This window comes from Lysobacter antibioticus HS124 (assembly GCF_000336385.2).
GTDB classification, from domain to species: Bacteria; Pseudomonadota; Gammaproteobacteria; order Xanthomonadales; family Xanthomonadaceae; genus Lysobacter; species Lysobacter firmicutimachus.
This window is the reverse complement of the sequence record NZ_HG424455.1, coordinates 1-15,762: the sequence shown is the minus strand read 5'-3', so window position 1 is coordinate 15,762 and position 15,762 is coordinate 1. Positions and strand designations below refer to the sequence as shown.

Here is a 15,762-nt window from a genome sequence, read left to right as displayed (position 1 = left end):
CGGGTCTGGAACGAACGAGAGGGGAGCTTTCGATGTCGTTGCGCAAACACCGCCTGGTCGTCGCGACCGGCACCGCCATCGCCGCGTTGTGCGGTGGCGCCTTCCTGCCCGCTGCGGCGCAAACGCCGGATCAGCCCAAGGAGTTGGACAAGATCACCGTCACCGCGCAGAGCCGCGAGCAGGAGCTGCAGGACGTGCCGATCGCGCTGCAGGTGGTCACCGACCAGCTGATCGACGAGGTCGCCGCGCAGGACCTGGGCGACCTGGACAGCTTCGTGCCCGGCCTGGTGGTCGACAGTCAGCAGCCGACCCAGCCCGGGTTCCAACTGCGCGGCATCAGCACCGACGACTTCGGCATCGGCACCGATCCGGCGGTCGGCGTCTACGTCGACGGCGTCTATGCCGGCCGTGGCGGCGGCGTGCTGCTGCCGTTCACCGACGTGGAGCGGATCGAAGTGCTGAAAGGGCCGCAGGGCACCTTGTTCGGCCGCAATACCGCCGCCGGCGCGATCTCGATCGTGACCCGCAAGCCCAGCACCGCGGCGACCGAAGTGGCGGCCAAGCTGCGCGTCGGCAACCACGGCAAGCAGTACGTCGACGGCATGCTCAACCTGCCGGTCAGCGAGAACTCGGCGTTCCGCTTCAATGCCTTGATCAATCACGCCGACGGCTGGATTCAGGATGCGCAGACCGGACGCGATCTCAATCCGGAAAACAACTGGGCCACGCGCGCGGCGTTCAAGACCCGGCTCGGCGAGCGCACCTCGGTGCTGCTGAGCTGGGATCATGAGAGTCTGGATCAGCTCGGGCAGGCCACGACCGGCATCGTCGCCCTGCCGCCGGCGCCGGGCCTGCCGGCACTGCCGGTCGACGAGTCGGCCTATCTCGATCCGCGCAAGGTGCCGACCTTCAGCGACGCCGAGGGCAACGAGGAATCGCGGCGCTTCGACGGCGTCACCCTGATCGTCGATCACGGCACCGACTGGGGCGGCTTCACCTCGACCACCTCGTGGCGCGATTACGACTCGCTCAACCGGGTCGAAGAAGACGGTACCAACCGCCGCTATCTCTATGTCGACTCGACCAACACCGAGAGCAACCGCAGCTTCTACCAGGAGTTCAAGTTCGCCGGCAGCACCGACAAGATCGACTGGGTCGCCGGCGCCAGCTATTTCGACGAGCGCGCCAGGCAGACCAGCGAAGTCAACGCGATGACCGACTCGGTCGACACCATCGTCCATAACCTCGGCCTGGCGCCGACCCCGACCGGCTACCTGTTCGGCTACGTCGACCAGCAGCTCGGCGCGCTCGGCATTCCGATCAGCCTGCTCGGCGACCGTTGGAACGAGAAGTTCAACAACACCCTGGACACCCGCGCCTACGCGGTGTTCGGCGACGTGATCTGGCACGCCACCGACAAGCTCAATCTGACCGTGGGCCTGCGCTACACCCGCGACGAGAAGAAGTTCAGCTGGCTCAACACGCCGCGTTCGGCGCCGGAACTCGACGCTGCGCTGGACCAGCTCGACGCGCTGGGTTTCTTCGATCTGGCCGGGATCCCGCGCGAGTTCTTCGTCTTCGACGTCGCCTTCATCGACCCGCCTGCGCTGATGAACAAGGGCGTCCTGCGGCGAACTTCCGACAGTTGGACCGATTTCAGCCCGCGCTTCGTCGTCGACTACCATTTCGACGACGACACCATGGTCTTCGCCTCGCTGGCCAAGGGCTACAAGGCCGGCGGCTTCAACTCGCTGCAGATCGGCAGCAGCTTCGAGAACGAGGACGTCTGGAACTTCGAGACCGGGATCAAGAAGGCCTTCCCGGACCAGCGCCTGCAGCTCAACGCCTCGGTCTACTACTACGTCTACGACAACCGCCAGGCGGTGCGGCTGGACAACAGCACCGACATCCCGCGTTTCGTGATCGATACCTCCGACCTGGAAGCCTATGGCCTGGACTTCGACCTGCGCTGGCAGGTCAGCGACGCCTTCGGCCTGGACTTCAACGCCGGCTTCATCGATTCCACCTACAAGAACTACGTCACCGCCGACGGCATCGACGCCAGCGGCGACCCGACCGGCCTGCCGTACTGGTCGTTCGCCGGCGGCGCGCACTACCGCTGGGATCTGGGCGGTCGCGGCGACCTGCGCGCCTCGCTGCGCCACGCCTACCGCGGCAAGGTCCGCTGCAGCGACGAGTCGCGCTCGCAGAACCGCTGCGGGGTGAGCCCGGCGCTGGACCTGGGCGAAGCGCAGAACCGCACCGACCTGCGCCTGGCCTGGACCTCGCCGCAGGGCCGCTGGGGCTTGGCCGCCTACGCGAACAATCTGTTCGACCACCAGTACGTCAACGCGCTGGGCACCTACGGCAAGACCGTGCTCGGCACCGTCGGCGCCCGCGTCAGCGAGCCGCGCACGTTCGGGCTGGAGTTCAGCGCCCGGTACTGACTCGTTCGGCCGGCGGGCGGGCGCGGCGAACGCCCGCTCGCCCCCGCCGCGGCGCCAGCGAACGCGCCGGTCGCGTCGTCCGTCGCGCCCTCGTCGACGGTCGACGACGTCGCGCCGCGCGCTTTCCCGACCCGCAGTTCCGGCCCTATCCTTACGCCATGCAGAGCCGTAAGGACGGTCCCGCCGTCGATCTCCACACGCAACCGCTGCCGCGCATGCCCGGGGTCGGCCCGGCCGTGGCCGAAAAACTGGCGGCGCGGGGGCTGCTGACCCTGCAGGATTTCTGGCTGCAACTGCCGCGCCAATACGAAGACCGCACCCAACTCACCCCGATCCGGCGCCTGCAGCCGGGGAGCGCGGCGCAGGTCGAAGGACGGGTGGAGGCGGTCGAGCGCGGCTTCCGCTACCGGCCGATGCTGCGGGTCGCGGTCGGCGACGATTCGCACGGCACGGTGGTGTTGCGCTTCTTCCATTTCCGCGCCGCCCAGGTCGCTCAGTTCCGGGTCGGCGCGCGGGTGCGGCTGTACGGCACGCCCAAGCCCGGCCAGCACGGGCTGGAGATCGTCCATCCGAGCTATCGCATTCTCGACGACGCGGCCGAGGTCGAACTCGGGCAGTCGCTGGACCCGGTGTATCCGGCCATCGAAGGCATCGGCCCGGCCACCCTGCGCAAGCTGATCGGCTTCGCCCTCGACCGCCTGCCCGACGACGCTGCGCTGGAGCTGCTGCCTGGCGAGCTGCGCCGGCGACTGAAACTGCCGACCCTGCGCGAAGCGCTGCTGACCGTGCACCGGCCGCCGGTCGATGCCGATGTGGCCGCGCTGATCGAAGGCCGGCATCCGGCGCAACGCCGGCTGGCGCTGGAAGAGCTGCTGGCCCATCACCTGAGCCTGCGCCGCCAGCGCATCAGCCAGCAGGCGCACCGCGCGCGGCCGCTGAAGCAACTGCCGCTGGCCGAGCGCCTGCGCAAATCGCTGCCGTTCAAGCTGACCGCGGCGCAGCGGCGGGTGTTCGACGAAATCCGCGCCGACCTGGCCAAGCCTTCGCCGATGCTGCGGCTGGTGCAGGGCGACGTCGGCAGCGGCAAGACCGTGGTCGCCGCGCTGGCGGCGATGCTGGCGGTGCAGCACGGCCGCCAGGCCGCGCTGATGGCGCCGACCGAGCTGCTGGCCGAGCAGCACCTCAATAATCTGCGCCGTTGGCTGGAACCGCTGGGCGTGCGCGTGGCCTGGCTGGCCGGCAAGGTCACCGGTCGCGCGCGCAAGAACGTGCTGGCGCAGGTCGCGGCCGGCGAGGCCCAGGTGGTGGTCGGCACCCATGCGCTGATGCAGGAGGGCGTGGCCTTCCAGGATCTGGCCCTGGCCATCGTCGACGAACAGCACCGTTTCGGCGTGCACCAACGCCTGGCGCTGCGCGACAAGGGCGCCGGCGGCAGCGTCGGCGACGACGCGATCGTGCCGCATCAGCTGGTGATGACCGCCACGCCCATCCCGCGCACCCTGGCGATGACCGCCTACGCCGACCTGGACGTGTCGGCGATCGACGAACTGCCGCCCGGCCGCACGCCGGTGCAGACCGTGGCGCTGAGCGAAGAGCGCCGGCCCGAGCTGGTCCAGCGCATCCGCAACGCCTGCGCCGAAGGCCGCCAGGCCTATTGGGTCTGCACCTTGATCGACGAGTCCGACGAGGTGGTGGCGCAGGCCGCGCAATCCACCTTCGAAGAACTGTCGCGCCAGCTCGCGCCGCTGCGCGTGGGGCTGGTGCACGGGCGCATGAAGCCCAAGGAAAAGCAGGCGGTGATGCAGGCGTTCAAGGACGGCGCGCTGGATCTGCTGGTCGCGACCACGGTGATCGAAGTCGGCGTCGACGTGCCCAACGCTTCGCTGATGATCGTCGAGAACGCCGAGCGCCTGGGCCTGGCCCAGTTGCATCAGCTGCGTGGCCGGGTCGGCCGTGGCAGCGCCGCCTCGACCTGCGTGCTGCTGTATCGCTCGCCGCTGTCGGGCTTGGCGCGGCAACGCCTGGAGACCATGCGCCAGACCCACGACGGTTTCGTCATCGCCGAAAAGGATCTGGAGTTGCGCGGCCCCGGCGAACTGCTCGGCACCCGCCAGACCGGCCTGGCCGGTTTCCGCGTCGCCGACCTGGCCCGCGACGCCGACCTGCTGCCGCTGGTGCAGGAGCTCGGCGAGAAGCTGCTCGCGCAATCGCCGGAACAGGCCGAGCGCATCGTCGCGCGCTGGGTCGGCGGCGCGGCGCGTTACGCCTCGGCCTGAACATCCAAGGCGATCTTCGCCTGCGTCTGCGCCTGTGCGACACGGCTCTGCTGCAATGATCGCGCGAGCGTGCGCCGCACGGCCCGCACCGAGCGCGGAGGGAGTCCCGCGCATTCACGACAGGAGCGTCCCATGCCCGCTTTGTTCGATGTGCCGCAGCACGAATTCGCTTCGCTGCCGGCGGTGGCCGGCGAAGTCCGCCAGGTCGGCGATATGGAATGGGGCCGGGCGACGCGCGATGCGCTGCGTTACCCGGCCGGCCGCTTGTGGCGCGTGCAGTTGTCGGGACAGGTGCTGACCGGCACTACCGGCGACGACACCCTGACCGGCGGCGCCGGCGACGATACGCTGTACGGCCTAGACGGCAACGACCTGCTGCTGGGCGAGGGCGGCAACGACACGCTGTACGCCGGCGACGGCGACGACATCCTCGCCGGCGGCAGCGGCGACGACGCCTTGCACGGCGAGCTGGGCAACGACGCCTACGTGTTCGGCCTGGGCGACGGCCACGACCGCATCCACCAGAGCGACGTCGAGGGCCAGTTCCTCACCATCCTGGTGCTGAAGCCCGGCGTTCATCCGGACCAGGTGCAGCTCGAGCGCGACGGCCTGGATCTGGTCGTGCGCCTGGCCAGCGCGGAAACCGTCACCCTGGCGGCTTTCTTCCCGCCCGCCGACGATCCCTGGCAGTGGCCGCGCGCGGTGGACCAGTTCTGGTTCCAGGAAGGAGCGGCCTGGGAAATGAGCGACATCCTCGCCCGCCTGCCCGGCGCCGCGACCGCGTCGGCAGGCTGGCGCGGCGGCGTTTCGCCGGTGCCGGTTGCCGGACGGGCGTCGCCGCCGTGCGCGACGGCGCTCTCGCCCGGGCGCCGGGGCGGGGCCTTGTAAGCGCGGCGAGGGCGTGCCCGAGCGCTTGAAGCGCTTGGTTGGGAAGCCCGGCGCTTTGCCGAAACCCTCGTGCCCGGCCGGCCCGGGCACGAGGGTTCCCGAAGAGCGCCGAAGGGGCTTGCATTTCGGCGGTGGGATTTGGCTATAGTGTCCCGCCCGCTGGAGCGCCTCACCCGGATGCCGGGAGCCCCTCACAACGCGGCGATGCACTGGTTCGGCCCGGCCTTCGAGCGGCTGCACCCGCGCCTGCAAGCTTTGCACCGCAGCGGCGGTGCGCTGGACGGGCAGATCGGGATTTCCACCGGTCGCGGTCTGGCCGGCCTGCTCGGTCGCCGCCTCGCCGAGCGCCTGGGCATTCCCACCGACCGCGCGCAGCGCGGGTTCCGGGTCGACATTTCCCACAGCCAAGACGCCATGCGCTGGCACCCCCGTTTCGACGACGGCAGCGAACTGCTGTCGGTGTTTCGGCCGGTCGGGTCTTATCCGCACGGCCATTGGCTGGAATCCACCGGTCCGGTCCGGATGCGGCTCGGCGTCGACCTCGACGGCGGCGGCTGGCGTTGGCGACTGCTCGGCCTGCGCGTGGGCGGTCTGCCGGCGCCGCGCTTCCTGTTTCCGCGCACCGATGCCTACAAGCGCATCGAGTCCCATCCCGACGGCGAGCGTTATCGCTTCGCCGTCGCGTTCTCCTGGTTTCCCTTCGGCGAACTGCTGCGCTACGAAGGCGCACTGCACGCTGTCCCGGCCGAATCGGCCGATCCTGTCGAAAGAGTGGTTACATGACCGATCGCATTCCCCTGCTTATCGATACCGACCCCGGCGTGGACGACGCGCTGGCGCTGTTGATGGCGTTCAACGATCCGCGCCACCAACTGGTCGGCCTGACCATCGCCGCCGGCAACGTCGGTCTCAAGCACACCGTCGCCAATGCGCTGAAGCTGTGCGAAGTGGCCGGCGTCGACGTGCCGGTGTTCGCCGGCGCCGACGCGCCGCTGCTGCATCCCTCGCCGGACGCCGGCTACGTGCACGGCCAGGACGGTTTCGGCGACGTCGGCTACGAGCCCGCGCAGCGCCGGGCCGAGGCCGAGCACGCGGCGCTGGCGATCATTCGGTTGTCGCACCAGCACGCCGGCAAGCTGTTGCTGGTCGCGCTGGGCCCGCTGACCAACGTCGCCCTCGCGCTCAAGCTCGACCCGACCCTGCCGCAGCGCATCGCGCGCCTGGTGGTGATGGGCGGCGCGGTGACCTGCCAGGGCAACATCACCCCGGCCGCGGAATTCAACATCTATTTCGATCCGGAGGCCGCGCACATCGTGTTCGAAGCCTTCGAGCGCATCGATCTGGCCGACTGGGAAGCGGTGATCGCCCACGGCCTGCACCACGACCGCGTGCTGGAGTGGTTCAAGACCGATTCCGCGCGCGGCAAGTTCTACGAGCGCATTTCCGAGAAGACCCGGATGTGGTCGATCGACCGCCGCGGCGACCACTGGCACGCCGCCGACGCACTGGCGATGGCCTTCGCGCTCGAACCCGAAGGCGCGCTGGAACTGCAGGCGCGGCCGCTGTCGATCGAGCTGGACGGTACTCATAGCCGCGGTGCGACGATCGTCGACTGGCGGCGCCAGGAAGGGCGGCCGGACAAGGTGTCGATTCTGATGAAATACGATCAACAGCGCTTCGAATCCCTCCTCCAGGCCGCCCTATCCGCGTCCCCCGCGTAGGCAGTCGGCGACCGGCGCCAGCATCCGAAGCGCGTCCCCCGCGTAGGCTGCCGGCGACCGCGGTCGGGTCCCGCGCACAGCGGGCGCCTATGAAGGCCGGTCACCGGGGCCCGCTCTCAAGCCCCCTCGGGGGTGGCCGCGCGCGCGGCCACCCCGCCGGCGCCGCCAAACGCCGCTTTTGAGTGGCAAAGACGCTGGCGCCAGGAGATTTTTGCCGTCTGGCCCGGAAGTCCGACTCCGCCGCTCTCACTGCTCCGTGCGATGAAATCCAGTGTTTCCTGGGCTTGCGCACACCGCCAGGAGCTGGCTATACTGCGCGACTTTCCCGCACACCTTAAGGTTGAGTGCCATGAAGGCAGGCATCCATCCCGAGTACCGCGACGTCGTGTTCCAGGACGTCACCACCGATTTCCAGATCCTGACCCGTTCGACCCTGTCGAGCAAGGAAACGATCAAGCTCGATGGCGCCGAGTACCCGCTGATCAAGGTCGATATCTCGTCGGCCTCGCACCCGTTCTACACGGGCAAGCACAAGATCGTCGATACCAGCGGCCGCGTCGACAAGTTCCGCAAGCGTTACGCGCAGAAGTAATTCCGCGCCGCATCGCTGTACGCCCAACGGCTGCCCGCAAGGGCGGCCGTTTGCGTTTGCGCATCGCGCTGCTTTCGGCCGCGTTGCGGCGCCTGCGGTCAACCCCGCGTCGGCGCACGTCGCGGGCCTTCCTGCCGGGGCGGCATAAGCCGCGGCCCAGGCCCCTGTGTTCCGCGCCAACGGCCGATCCCCGCCAGGGCTCCCGCCAGGACGTGCAAGCCGGTTTCCGCCGCACCCGCCGCCACCCTGTGCCGGCGGGCTTTCCCGTGCCGTGCCGGCAACGCTCCGTGCCGCTGCCGGCCGCGTCCCGACCAAAGTCCGAGCTTGGGCTCTGGAATCGTTGTGCGATAATTCAGTATCGCAATCCGTTTGTGACCCCTGTTGCCCTCCTGCCGCGGCCCTCCCTGCGGCAGCAGACCGAGGAGTGTTTCGTGTCCGATGATTCCAAAAAAGCCGGCCTTGATCAGGTCACCCTGACCGCCGGCGACAAGAACGTGGTCCTGCCGGTGCAGCATCCGGTGCTCGGCGCTCCCTGCGTCGATATCGCCAAGCTGCCGAAAGAAACCGGGATGTTCACCTACGACCCGGGTTTCACCGCCACCGCCAGCTGCAAGTCCGCGATCACCTACATCGACGGCGACCAGGGCGTCCTGCTGTACCGCGGCTATCCGATCGAGCAGCTCGCCGAGAAGTCGAACTTCCTCGAAGTCGCTTATCTGCTGATGAACGGCGAACTGCCCAGCGCAGGCGAGTTCGCCAAGTTCGAGCACGAGGTCACGCATCACACGATGATGCACGAGGCCTTCCGCACCTTCCTTTACGGCTTCCGCCACGACGCCCATCCGATGGCGATGCTGGTCGGCATGCTCGGCTCGATGGCGAGCTTCTACCACAACGATCTCGACCTGGAAGATCCGGAACAGCGCCGCCTGGCCGCGATCCGTCTGATCGCCAAGGTGCCGACCATCGCCGCCGCCTGCCACCGTTACTCGATCGGCTGGCCGATCCGCTATCCGAAGAACAGCCTCGACTACACCACGCGCTTCCTGCACATGCTGTTCGAAGTGCCGAGCGAGCCGCTGGAGCTCAATCCGGTCGCGGCCAAGGCGATGGACCTGTTGTTCATCCTGCACGCCGACCACGAGCAGAACGCCTCGACCTCGACCGTGCGCCTGGTCGGTTCGACCGGCGCCAACCCCTACGTCAGCGTCGCCGCCGGCGTCGCCGCGCTGTGGGGGCCGGCGCACGGCGGCGCCAACGAGGCGGTGCTGAAGATGCTGGAAGAGATCGGCCGCCCGGAGAACGTCAAGTCGGCGGTCGACAAGGCCAAGGACAAGGAATCGGGCTTCCGCCTGATGGGCTTCGGCCACCGCGTCTACAAGAACTACGACCCGCGCGCCGCGCTGGTCCGCAAGATGACCCACGATGTGCTCGGCGCGCTGGGCGTCAACGATCCGCTGCTGGAAGTGGCGATGAAGCTGGAAGAGGCGGCGCTGCAGGACGAGTACTTCGTCCAGCGCAAGCTCTACCCGAACGTCGACTTCTACTCGGGCATCATCTACAAGGCGCTCGGCATCCCGGTGGAGATGTTCACCGTGATGTTCGCCATCGCCCGCACCGCCGGCTGGGTCTCGCACTGGCTGGAGCAGCAGAACGATCCCGAGAACAAGATCGGCCGCCCGCGCCAGATCTACACCGGCCACGCCACCCGCGACTACGTCGGCGTCGACCGTCGCTGACCGGCGCCGGTTCCCGGATGCGAAAACGCCCCGCTTCGGCGGGGCGTTTTTCGTTGCGGCGACCCGTTGGGTCGCGCGGCGGCTTACTCGACCGTGCAGTCGGTGAGGGTCATGTAGTCGCTGCCCGAGCTGAAGCCGACCGTGCAGGTCGCGGTGAACGCCGTGCCGGGCTCCAGCGCCGACAGCTTGCGGCTCTGGCCCGGGTCCTCGCTGCTCAGGCGCGCGTATTCGGCCTCGCTGCCGGCGTCGGTCGCCGAAGTCAGCGCGGTGTCGGCCAGCGAGGTGTTCTGTTCCAGCACCACCGCCGTGAAGCGCACCCGCTGGTCGTACTCGGGCATCGACAGGGCGCTGTAGTCGGCGCTCTCGTAGCTCGCGTACAGCTTGGACAGGGCGATCGGCGTCGCGGCGGCGGCGGTGCCGGCGACGATGGCGGCGAGGGGCAGCAGGCACAGCGCGGCGGTTTCCTTGATTCGCATCGGACGTCCTTGATCGGGGGAACGGTCGATTGTGGCCGCAGTGCGCGCCAGCGTCATCGGGCGCGCGTCGAATCTGCTCCGCTGCGGTTTGCCCGGCGTGTCGTGACGCGCCTATTGCCGCCGGTGCCTGGGGCGAGCGCGCTCGAACTCAGCCGCGCTCGAACTCGGAGATTTCCTCGTCGGCCAGCAACTGGCGCAGCTGCGCCGCCGAGGCGCGCTTCATCGGCTTCTCGTCGATGCTGGACAGCGGCGCCTGGCGCAGCACGTCCAGCGGCAGCACGCTGAGGTCGAAGCTCAGCTCTTCGGCCGAGAACAGCCATACCGGCGCATCCAGGCTGCGTTCGCGGTCCAGGCGCAGGCGGCGCTCGCGCGCTTCGGCCGGAATGCGGTGCTGTTCGAGAAAGCGCGGCACCGCATCGGGATCGTCGCTGTAGAGGTGCAGGGCGACCGGGCTGCGCGCGTCGGCGGTGCCGTCGAGCACCGGGCCGACCAGGCGCGGTTCGAACTCGGCGAAGAACTCCATCGCGCGCAGCGCGGCCTCGCGGCGTTGGCGCAGGCCGCCGAGGTTGTCGCGCTGGAACAGGCGCTGGTACTCGCGCAGCGCGTCTTCGATTTCGCGGTTACGCGGCAGCGAGGCGTCGTCGAAGATGCCCAGGCGCTCGGCGGCCTTGAGCTTGGCCTGGTGATAGTCGCGGATGCCGCTTTCGGCGATCAGACGGGCCGCTTCGTGAGCGAGCCGGTGACGGCGCTCGCGGATGCGGGTTTGCGCGTGCTGGTGTGCGTGCTGTCGGGCCTGGTGCATCTCGACCTCCGGGCGGGCACGTCACGGCGAGGGCGCTCGCCGCGGCCGGAACCTGCCGGCGCCCCAACGCTAGCACGTCCACCGGTCGGGTTGATGTACGGACCGAAACCGGCGCCGGCGAGGCGCCAGATTGGGCAAGAACGCCGCGTCGCAGGCAAAAAAGAAGGCCGCACGCGCGGCGTGCGGCCCTTTGCGTAGGCTCGCGCGCCGCGGCGGACCCAGGCCCGCCGCGGCGCGGTGCGGCGATCAGAAGATGTCGAAGGACTCCTCCGACGGCGCGGCGTCTTCGTGGCCGTAGTCGGTGTAGGTCTGCATGCGCTCCAGGTCTTCGGCCTTGACCCACTCGATCACGCCGCCGGCGCCGTCCGGGATCAGCGCGCCGTTGCCGGCCACCGACACCTTGACCATGCCCTGCGGCGGTTCGTTGGCCGCCACCGGCTGGTCCTTGAGCGCGACGCGCATGTAGTCGATCCAGATCGGCAACGCGGCCTTGCCGCCGTACTCGCGATAGCCCAGCGACTTGTAGTTGTCGCGGCCGACCCAGACGGTGGTGACGTAGGGGCCGCCGAAACCGGAGAACCAAGCGTCGCGGTGGTCGTTGGTCGAACCGGTCTTGCCGCCGACGTCTTCGCGGCCGAGCACCTTGGCCGCGGTGCCGGTGCCGCGCTTGACCACGTCGCGCAGCATCGAAACGATCTGGTAGGCGATGCGGTCGTCGATCGCGCGCGGGGCGATGTGCATCGCCGCCATCTCTTCCTTGGTCGGCGGCTTCTTCGCCGGAGCGGGCGCGGCCTCGGGCTGCTTGGGCTTGGCCGCCGCGGTCTTGGCGTCGCCGTCCGCGCCCGCGCTCGGCGAGGGGCCCAGGTCGAAGCCGTCGACGATCTGACTGACCGGCGCCGCCACCGCCTGGCCGCGGCCGCCGCATTCGGGGCAGGCCACCGCCGGCTTCTCCTTGAATACCACCGCGCCGGCGCGGTCCTTGACCTCGTCGATGAACCACGGAGTGATGCGGAAACCGCCGTTGGCGAAGACCGCATAGCCGCGCGCCACCGACAGCGGGGTCAGCGAAGCGGTGCCCAGCGACATCGACAGATTCGGCGGCAGCTGTTCGATCTCGAAGCCGAAGTGGCTGATGTACTTGCGCGCGAAATCCACGCCCATCGCATCGAGCAGCCGCACCGAGACCAGGTTGCGCGACTGCACCATCGCCTCGCGTATGCGCATCGGGCCGGCGAAGTTGCCGCTGTCGTTCTGCGGCCGCCACAGGTGGCCGCGGCGGTCCTTGAACACCACCGGGGCGTCGAGCACGATCGAAGCCGGGTTGTAGCCGCGCTCGAACGCGGCCGCGTAGACGAAGGGCTTGAAGCTCGAGCCCGGCTGGCGCCGCGCCTGGGTGGCGCGATTGAACTTGGCGCCGGCGAAGCTGTAGCCGCCGGACAAGGCGCGCAACGCGCCGTTGGCCGGCTCCAGCGAAACCAGCGCGGCCTGCGCCTGCGGCAGCTGGTCGAGACGGTAGCTGATCGTCGGCGGCGCGACCGGCGCGGCGGGCGCGTCGCTGGACGCTTCGCCGGCCGGCTTGGCCGGTGCGGCGGCCGGGGTTTCGATCTTCGCCACCCGCACCATGTCGCCGCGCTTGAGCAGGCTGCCCGGGCTGCGTCCGGCGAAGCCCTGCTTCTCGCTGAGGTTCAGCTCGGTGCCGTCGCCGAGCACCACCTGGGCCTGGCCGCCGCGGGTGCCGAGCACCACCGCCGGCAGCAGGTGGGCCTGGGCCGGGATGCCGCGCAGGCGCAGCTTGGCTGCGGCCGCGTCGTCGCCGGCGGCGAGATCGAAGTGCTGCTCGACTCCGTGCCAGCCGTGGCGGCGGTCGTACACCGACAGGCCGTCGCGCACCGCCTTGTCGGCCGCGGCCTGCAGGGTCGGGTCGATGGTGGTGGTGACGTGATAGCCCTTGGTCAGCGCTTCGGCGCCGTAACGGGCGACCATTTCCTGGCGCACCATCTCGGCGACGTAGGGCGCGTAGACCTCGATCGGGCGCTCGTGCGGACTGGCGTGCATCGCCACCGTCTTGGCCTGGGCGGCCTCGGCGGCGCTGATGAACTGCAGCTCGGCCATGCGGTCGAGGATGTAGTCGCGGCGGATCTTGGCGCGCTCGGGGTTGCTGAGCGGATTGCCGCTGGACGGGAATTTCGGGATGCCGGCCAGCGAAGCCATCTCGTCGAGCGACAGTTCGCTCATCTTCTTGCCGTAGTAGAACTCGGCCGCGGCGCCGACGCCGTAGGCGCGGTTGCCGAAGAAGCTCTTGTTGAGATACAGCTCGAAGATCTCGTCCTTGCTGAGTTCGCGCTCCATGCGCATCGCCAGCAGCATTTCGCCGAGCTTGCGCTTGTAGCTGTATTCCGAACTCAGGAAGTACTGGCGCGCGACCTGCTGGGTGATGGTCGAACCGCCGGGCACGCGCTTGTCGTCGGTGGTCGCCAGCAGCCAGACCGCGCGCGCCACGCCCTTGTAGTCGACGCCGTGGTGCTTGTAGAAGCGTGCGTCTTCGATCGCGATGAAGGCCTGCTTCAGCCGCTCGGGCACGTCCTCGATCGCCACCGGATAGCGCCTGGTTTCGCCGAACATCGCCATCAGGCGGCCGTCGCGGGCGTAGACGTACATCGGCTCCTGCAGCTCGATGCTGCGCAGGGTCTCGACGTCGGGCAGCTTGGGAACGATCAGGTAGTACAGGGCGCCGAGCGCGATCGCGCCCAGCAGGACTGCGCCGATGAACGCGTAGAGCGCCCAGCGCAGCCAACGGCGAATACGGGACATCGAAGCGGGTTCCGGATCGTGTGGTTATGGTCGGCCAGTATAGAGGAGCGGGCCGGCGCTCCCGTCGAGCGCTGAGACGCCGCCCGGCCGGGAGCGGGGAGGGCGGCCGGGCGGGGGCGCCGGCCAGCGGACGCGCGGTTGTGCCGGACCTCGGAACCGCCGATCCCGGCACGTTCCGGTTTCCCCATTCAGGGCAGTCTCGCTCTGGCCGACGAACGGTCCGCCTTGTCCCGGCGCGGATCGTGAGGACTGACGGAGCGGGTCACATGACGTTGCGGGTCAAAAAAGCACGACTGGGTTGGCAATCGTGAACAAAGTGGTTGCCAGCCTGTGAAAAGTCCGTTATCTAAGCCGGGGCCACACGAAGTGCGCGTAAGCGCTTGTGGCATGGGGAGATAATTGTGGGACTCATCACAAAAAGCCAACCGGCGCTGGTCGGTGTGGACATCAGTTCGACCGCGGTAAAGCTGTTGCAACTCTCTCGAGTGGGCAACCGCTACCGCGTTGAGCATTACGCCGTCGAACCGCTGCCGCCGAACGCGGTGGTGGAGAAGAACATCGTCGAGGTCGAGGCGGTCGGCGAAGCGATCAAGCGTGCCGTTGCGCGGTCGGGGACCCGCATCAAGCACGCCGCCGCGGCGGTCGCCGGCTCGTCGGTGATCACCCGCGTGATCGGCATGCCCGCGGATCTCGACGACGACGACATGGAATCGCAGATCGAGCTGGAGGCGGCCAATTACGTGCCGTATCCGATCGACGAAGTGAACCACGACTTCGAAATCCTCGGCCCGATGCCGGGCAGCCCGGACATGGTCCAGGTGCTGTTGGCCGCCTCGCGTTCGGAGAACGTCGAAGTGCGCGCCTCGGCGCTCGAGCTCGGCGGCCTGATCCCCAAGGTGATGGACGTGGAGGCCTTCGCGATCGAGAACGCGTTCTCGTTGCTGGCCGACACGCTCAGCGGTCCGCGCGACGGTCTGGTCGCCCTGGTCGACTCGGGCGCCACCATGACCACCCTGAACGTCCTGCGCAACGGCCGCAGCCTCTATCACCGCGAGCAGGTGTTCGGCGGCAAGCAGTTGACCGACGAGGTCATGCGCCGCTATGGCCTGAGCTACGAGGAAGCCGGTCTGGCCAAGCGCCAGGGCGGTCTGCCGGAGAGTTACCAGGCCGAGGTGCTTGAGCCGTTCAAGGAGGCGATGGTCCAGCAGGTCAGCCGTCTGTTGCAGTTCTTCTACGCCGGCAGCGAATTCAACCGCGTCGACCAGATCGTCCTGGCCGGCGGCGGCGCTTCGATCCCGCGCATCGCCGAAATGGTCGAAGAGCAACTGGGCGTGCCGACCACGGTGGCCAACCCGCTCGCGCACATGACGTTGGGCCCGCGCGTCCAGGCGCATGCCCTGGCGCAGGACGCCCCCGCGCTGATGATCGCTTGCGGCCTGGCCCTGAGGAGCTTCGACTGATGGCACGCATCAACCTGCTCCCGTGGCGCGCCGAACGGCGCAAAGCCCGCCAGAAGGAATTCGGCGCCATCCTCGGCCTGTCGGCCCTGGTCGCCGTCGCCCTGTCGGTGCTGATCGTCTTCTACTACAACAGCGAAATCAGCGGCCAGCGCAAGCGCAACGCCTTCCTCGACGCGCAGATCGCCGAAGTCGACAAGAAGATCACCGAGATCGAAGAGCTCGACAAGAAGAAGAGCAAGCTGCTCGCGCGCAAGGAAGTGATCGAGAAGCTGCAGTCCAACCGTTCGCAGATGGTGCACCTGTTCGATTCGCTGGTGCGCACCATTCCCGACGGCGCGGTGCTGACCGCGATCAAGCAGGACGCCGAGACGCTGACCCTGGAAGGGCGCGCCCAGTCCAACGCCCGCGTCAGTACCTACATGCGCAACCTCGAAGTGTCCGGCTGGATGACCAAGCCCGACCTGAACGTCATCGAGGCCAAGGGCAACGAGAAGGGCCTGCCGTACGAGTTCAAGCTGCAGGTCAAGCTGGCCAACCCGAACGCGCCGAA

The 15,762-nt window shown here is 68.7% G+C and carries 12 protein-coding genes; 9 read left to right on the top strand and 3 right to left on the bottom strand.

The window, feature by feature from the left end; translation table 11 throughout:
* Nucleotides 1-32 precede the first annotated feature (32 nt).
* From TX83_RS03790 to TX83_RS03760, 7 genes are all read left to right on the top strand, one after another.
* Complete coding sequence (locus TX83_RS03790) at nt 33-2,447, top strand: TonB-dependent receptor (protein ID WP_064746600.1); 2,415 nt, start codon at nt 33-35, stop codon at nt 2,445-2,447.
* A 158-nt stretch (nt 2,448-2,605) separates the two neighbouring features.
* Entirely contained in the window at nt 2,606-4,723 is a 2,118-nt protein-coding gene (gene recG, locus TX83_RS03785) for an ATP-dependent DNA helicase RecG (protein ID WP_064746599.1), read from the top strand.
* Nucleotides 4,724-4,855: 132 nt separating this feature from the next.
* Nucleotides 4,856-5,611, top strand: coding sequence for a calcium-binding protein (locus tag TX83_RS03780; RefSeq protein ID WP_064746598.1), 756 nt, complete (start codon nt 4,856-4,858; stop codon nt 5,609-5,611).
* A 177-nt stretch (nt 5,612-5,788) separates the two neighbouring features.
* Complete coding sequence (locus tag TX83_RS03775; protein WP_141233343.1) at nt 5,789-6,394, top strand: DUF4166 domain-containing protein; 606 nt, start codon at nt 5,789-5,791, stop codon at nt 6,392-6,394.
* A complete protein-coding gene (locus TX83_RS03770) occupies nt 6,391-7,332 on the top strand; it encodes a nucleoside hydrolase (protein WP_064746596.1) in 942 nt (313 codons plus the stop codon). The genes TX83_RS03775 and TX83_RS03770 overlap by 4 nt, the downstream gene beginning before the upstream one ends.
* Before the next feature lie 349 nt (nt 7,333-7,681).
* The gene (locus TX83_RS03765; protein ID WP_064746595.1) at nt 7,682-7,924 is read left to right on the top strand and encodes a type B 50S ribosomal protein L31; all 243 of its coding nucleotides are present in this window, start codon (nt 7,682-7,684) and stop codon (nt 7,922-7,924) included.
* Between the two features lie 431 nt (nt 7,925-8,355).
* Nucleotides 8,356-9,663 (top strand): citrate synthase, encoded by a 1,308-nt coding sequence (locus tag TX83_RS03760; RefSeq protein WP_064746616.1) that lies wholly within the window; start codon nt 8,356-8,358, stop codon nt 9,661-9,663.
* A gap of 83 nt (nt 9,664-9,746) precedes the next feature.
* On the opposite strand, the gene TX83_RS03755 is transcribed toward TX83_RS03760, so the two are convergent.
* From TX83_RS03755 to TX83_RS03745, 3 genes are all read right to left on the bottom strand, one after another.
* Nucleotides 9,747-10,139 carry a hypothetical protein gene (locus TX83_RS03755; RefSeq protein WP_064746594.1) on the bottom strand — a complete coding sequence of 131 codons (393 nt, stop codon included), beginning with the start codon at nt 10,137-10,139 and terminating at the stop codon, nt 9,747-9,749.
* A gap of 148 nt (nt 10,140-10,287) precedes the next feature.
* Nucleotides 10,288-10,941 carry a hypothetical protein gene (locus TX83_RS03750; RefSeq protein WP_064746593.1) on the bottom strand — a complete coding sequence of 218 codons (654 nt, stop codon included), beginning with the start codon at nt 10,939-10,941 and terminating at the stop codon, nt 10,288-10,290.
* A 246-nt stretch (nt 10,942-11,187) separates the two neighbouring features.
* Nucleotides 11,188-13,752, bottom strand: coding sequence for a penicillin-binding protein 1A (locus tag TX83_RS03745; protein ID WP_064746592.1), 2,565 nt, complete (start codon nt 13,750-13,752; stop codon nt 11,188-11,190).
* 401 nt (nt 13,753-14,153) lie between these two features.
* Between TX83_RS03745 and TX83_RS03740 the strand changes: the two genes are divergently transcribed.
* Nucleotides 14,154-15,212 (top strand): pilus assembly protein PilM, encoded by a 1,059-nt coding sequence (locus TX83_RS03740; protein WP_064746591.1) that lies wholly within the window; start codon nt 14,154-14,156, stop codon nt 15,210-15,212.
* On the top strand, nt 15,212-15,762 hold a 551-nt coding region (locus TX83_RS03735; protein ID WP_075574981.1), incomplete at its 3' end, for a PilN domain-containing protein. The genes TX83_RS03740 and TX83_RS03735, both read left to right, overlap by 1 nt.

Excerpts from the sequence above, each read along its gene's own strand:
- TX83_RS03790 (WP_064746600.1), top strand. The coding sequence starts at position 33 with ATGTCGTTGCGCAAACACCGCCTGGTCGTCGCGACCGGCACCGCCATC.
- recG (WP_064746599.1), top strand. The coding sequence starts at position 2,606 with ATGCAGAGCCGTAAGGACGGTCCCGCCGTCGATCTCCACACGCAACCG.
- TX83_RS03780 (WP_064746598.1), top strand. The coding sequence starts at position 4,856 with ATGCCCGCTTTGTTCGATGTGCCGCAGCACGAATTCGCTTCGCTGCCG.
- TX83_RS03775 (WP_141233343.1), top strand. The coding sequence starts at position 5,789 with ATGCCGGGAGCCCCTCACAACGCGGCGATGCACTGGTTCGGCCCGGCC.
- TX83_RS03770 (WP_064746596.1), top strand. The coding sequence starts at position 6,391 with ATGACCGATCGCATTCCCCTGCTTATCGATACCGACCCCGGCGTGGAC.
- TX83_RS03765 (WP_064746595.1), top strand. The coding sequence starts at position 7,682 with ATGAAGGCAGGCATCCATCCCGAGTACCGCGACGTCGTGTTCCAGGAC.
- TX83_RS03755 (WP_064746594.1), bottom strand. The coding sequence starts at position 10,139 with ATGCGAATCAAGGAAACCGCCGCGCTGTGCCTGCTGCCCCTCGCCGCC.
- TX83_RS03750 (WP_064746593.1), bottom strand. The coding sequence starts at position 10,941 with ATGCACCAGGCCCGACAGCACGCACACCAGCACGCGCAAACCCGCATC.
- TX83_RS03745 (WP_064746592.1), bottom strand. The coding sequence starts at position 13,752 with ATGTCCCGTATTCGCCGTTGGCTGCGCTGGGCGCTCTACGCGTTCATC.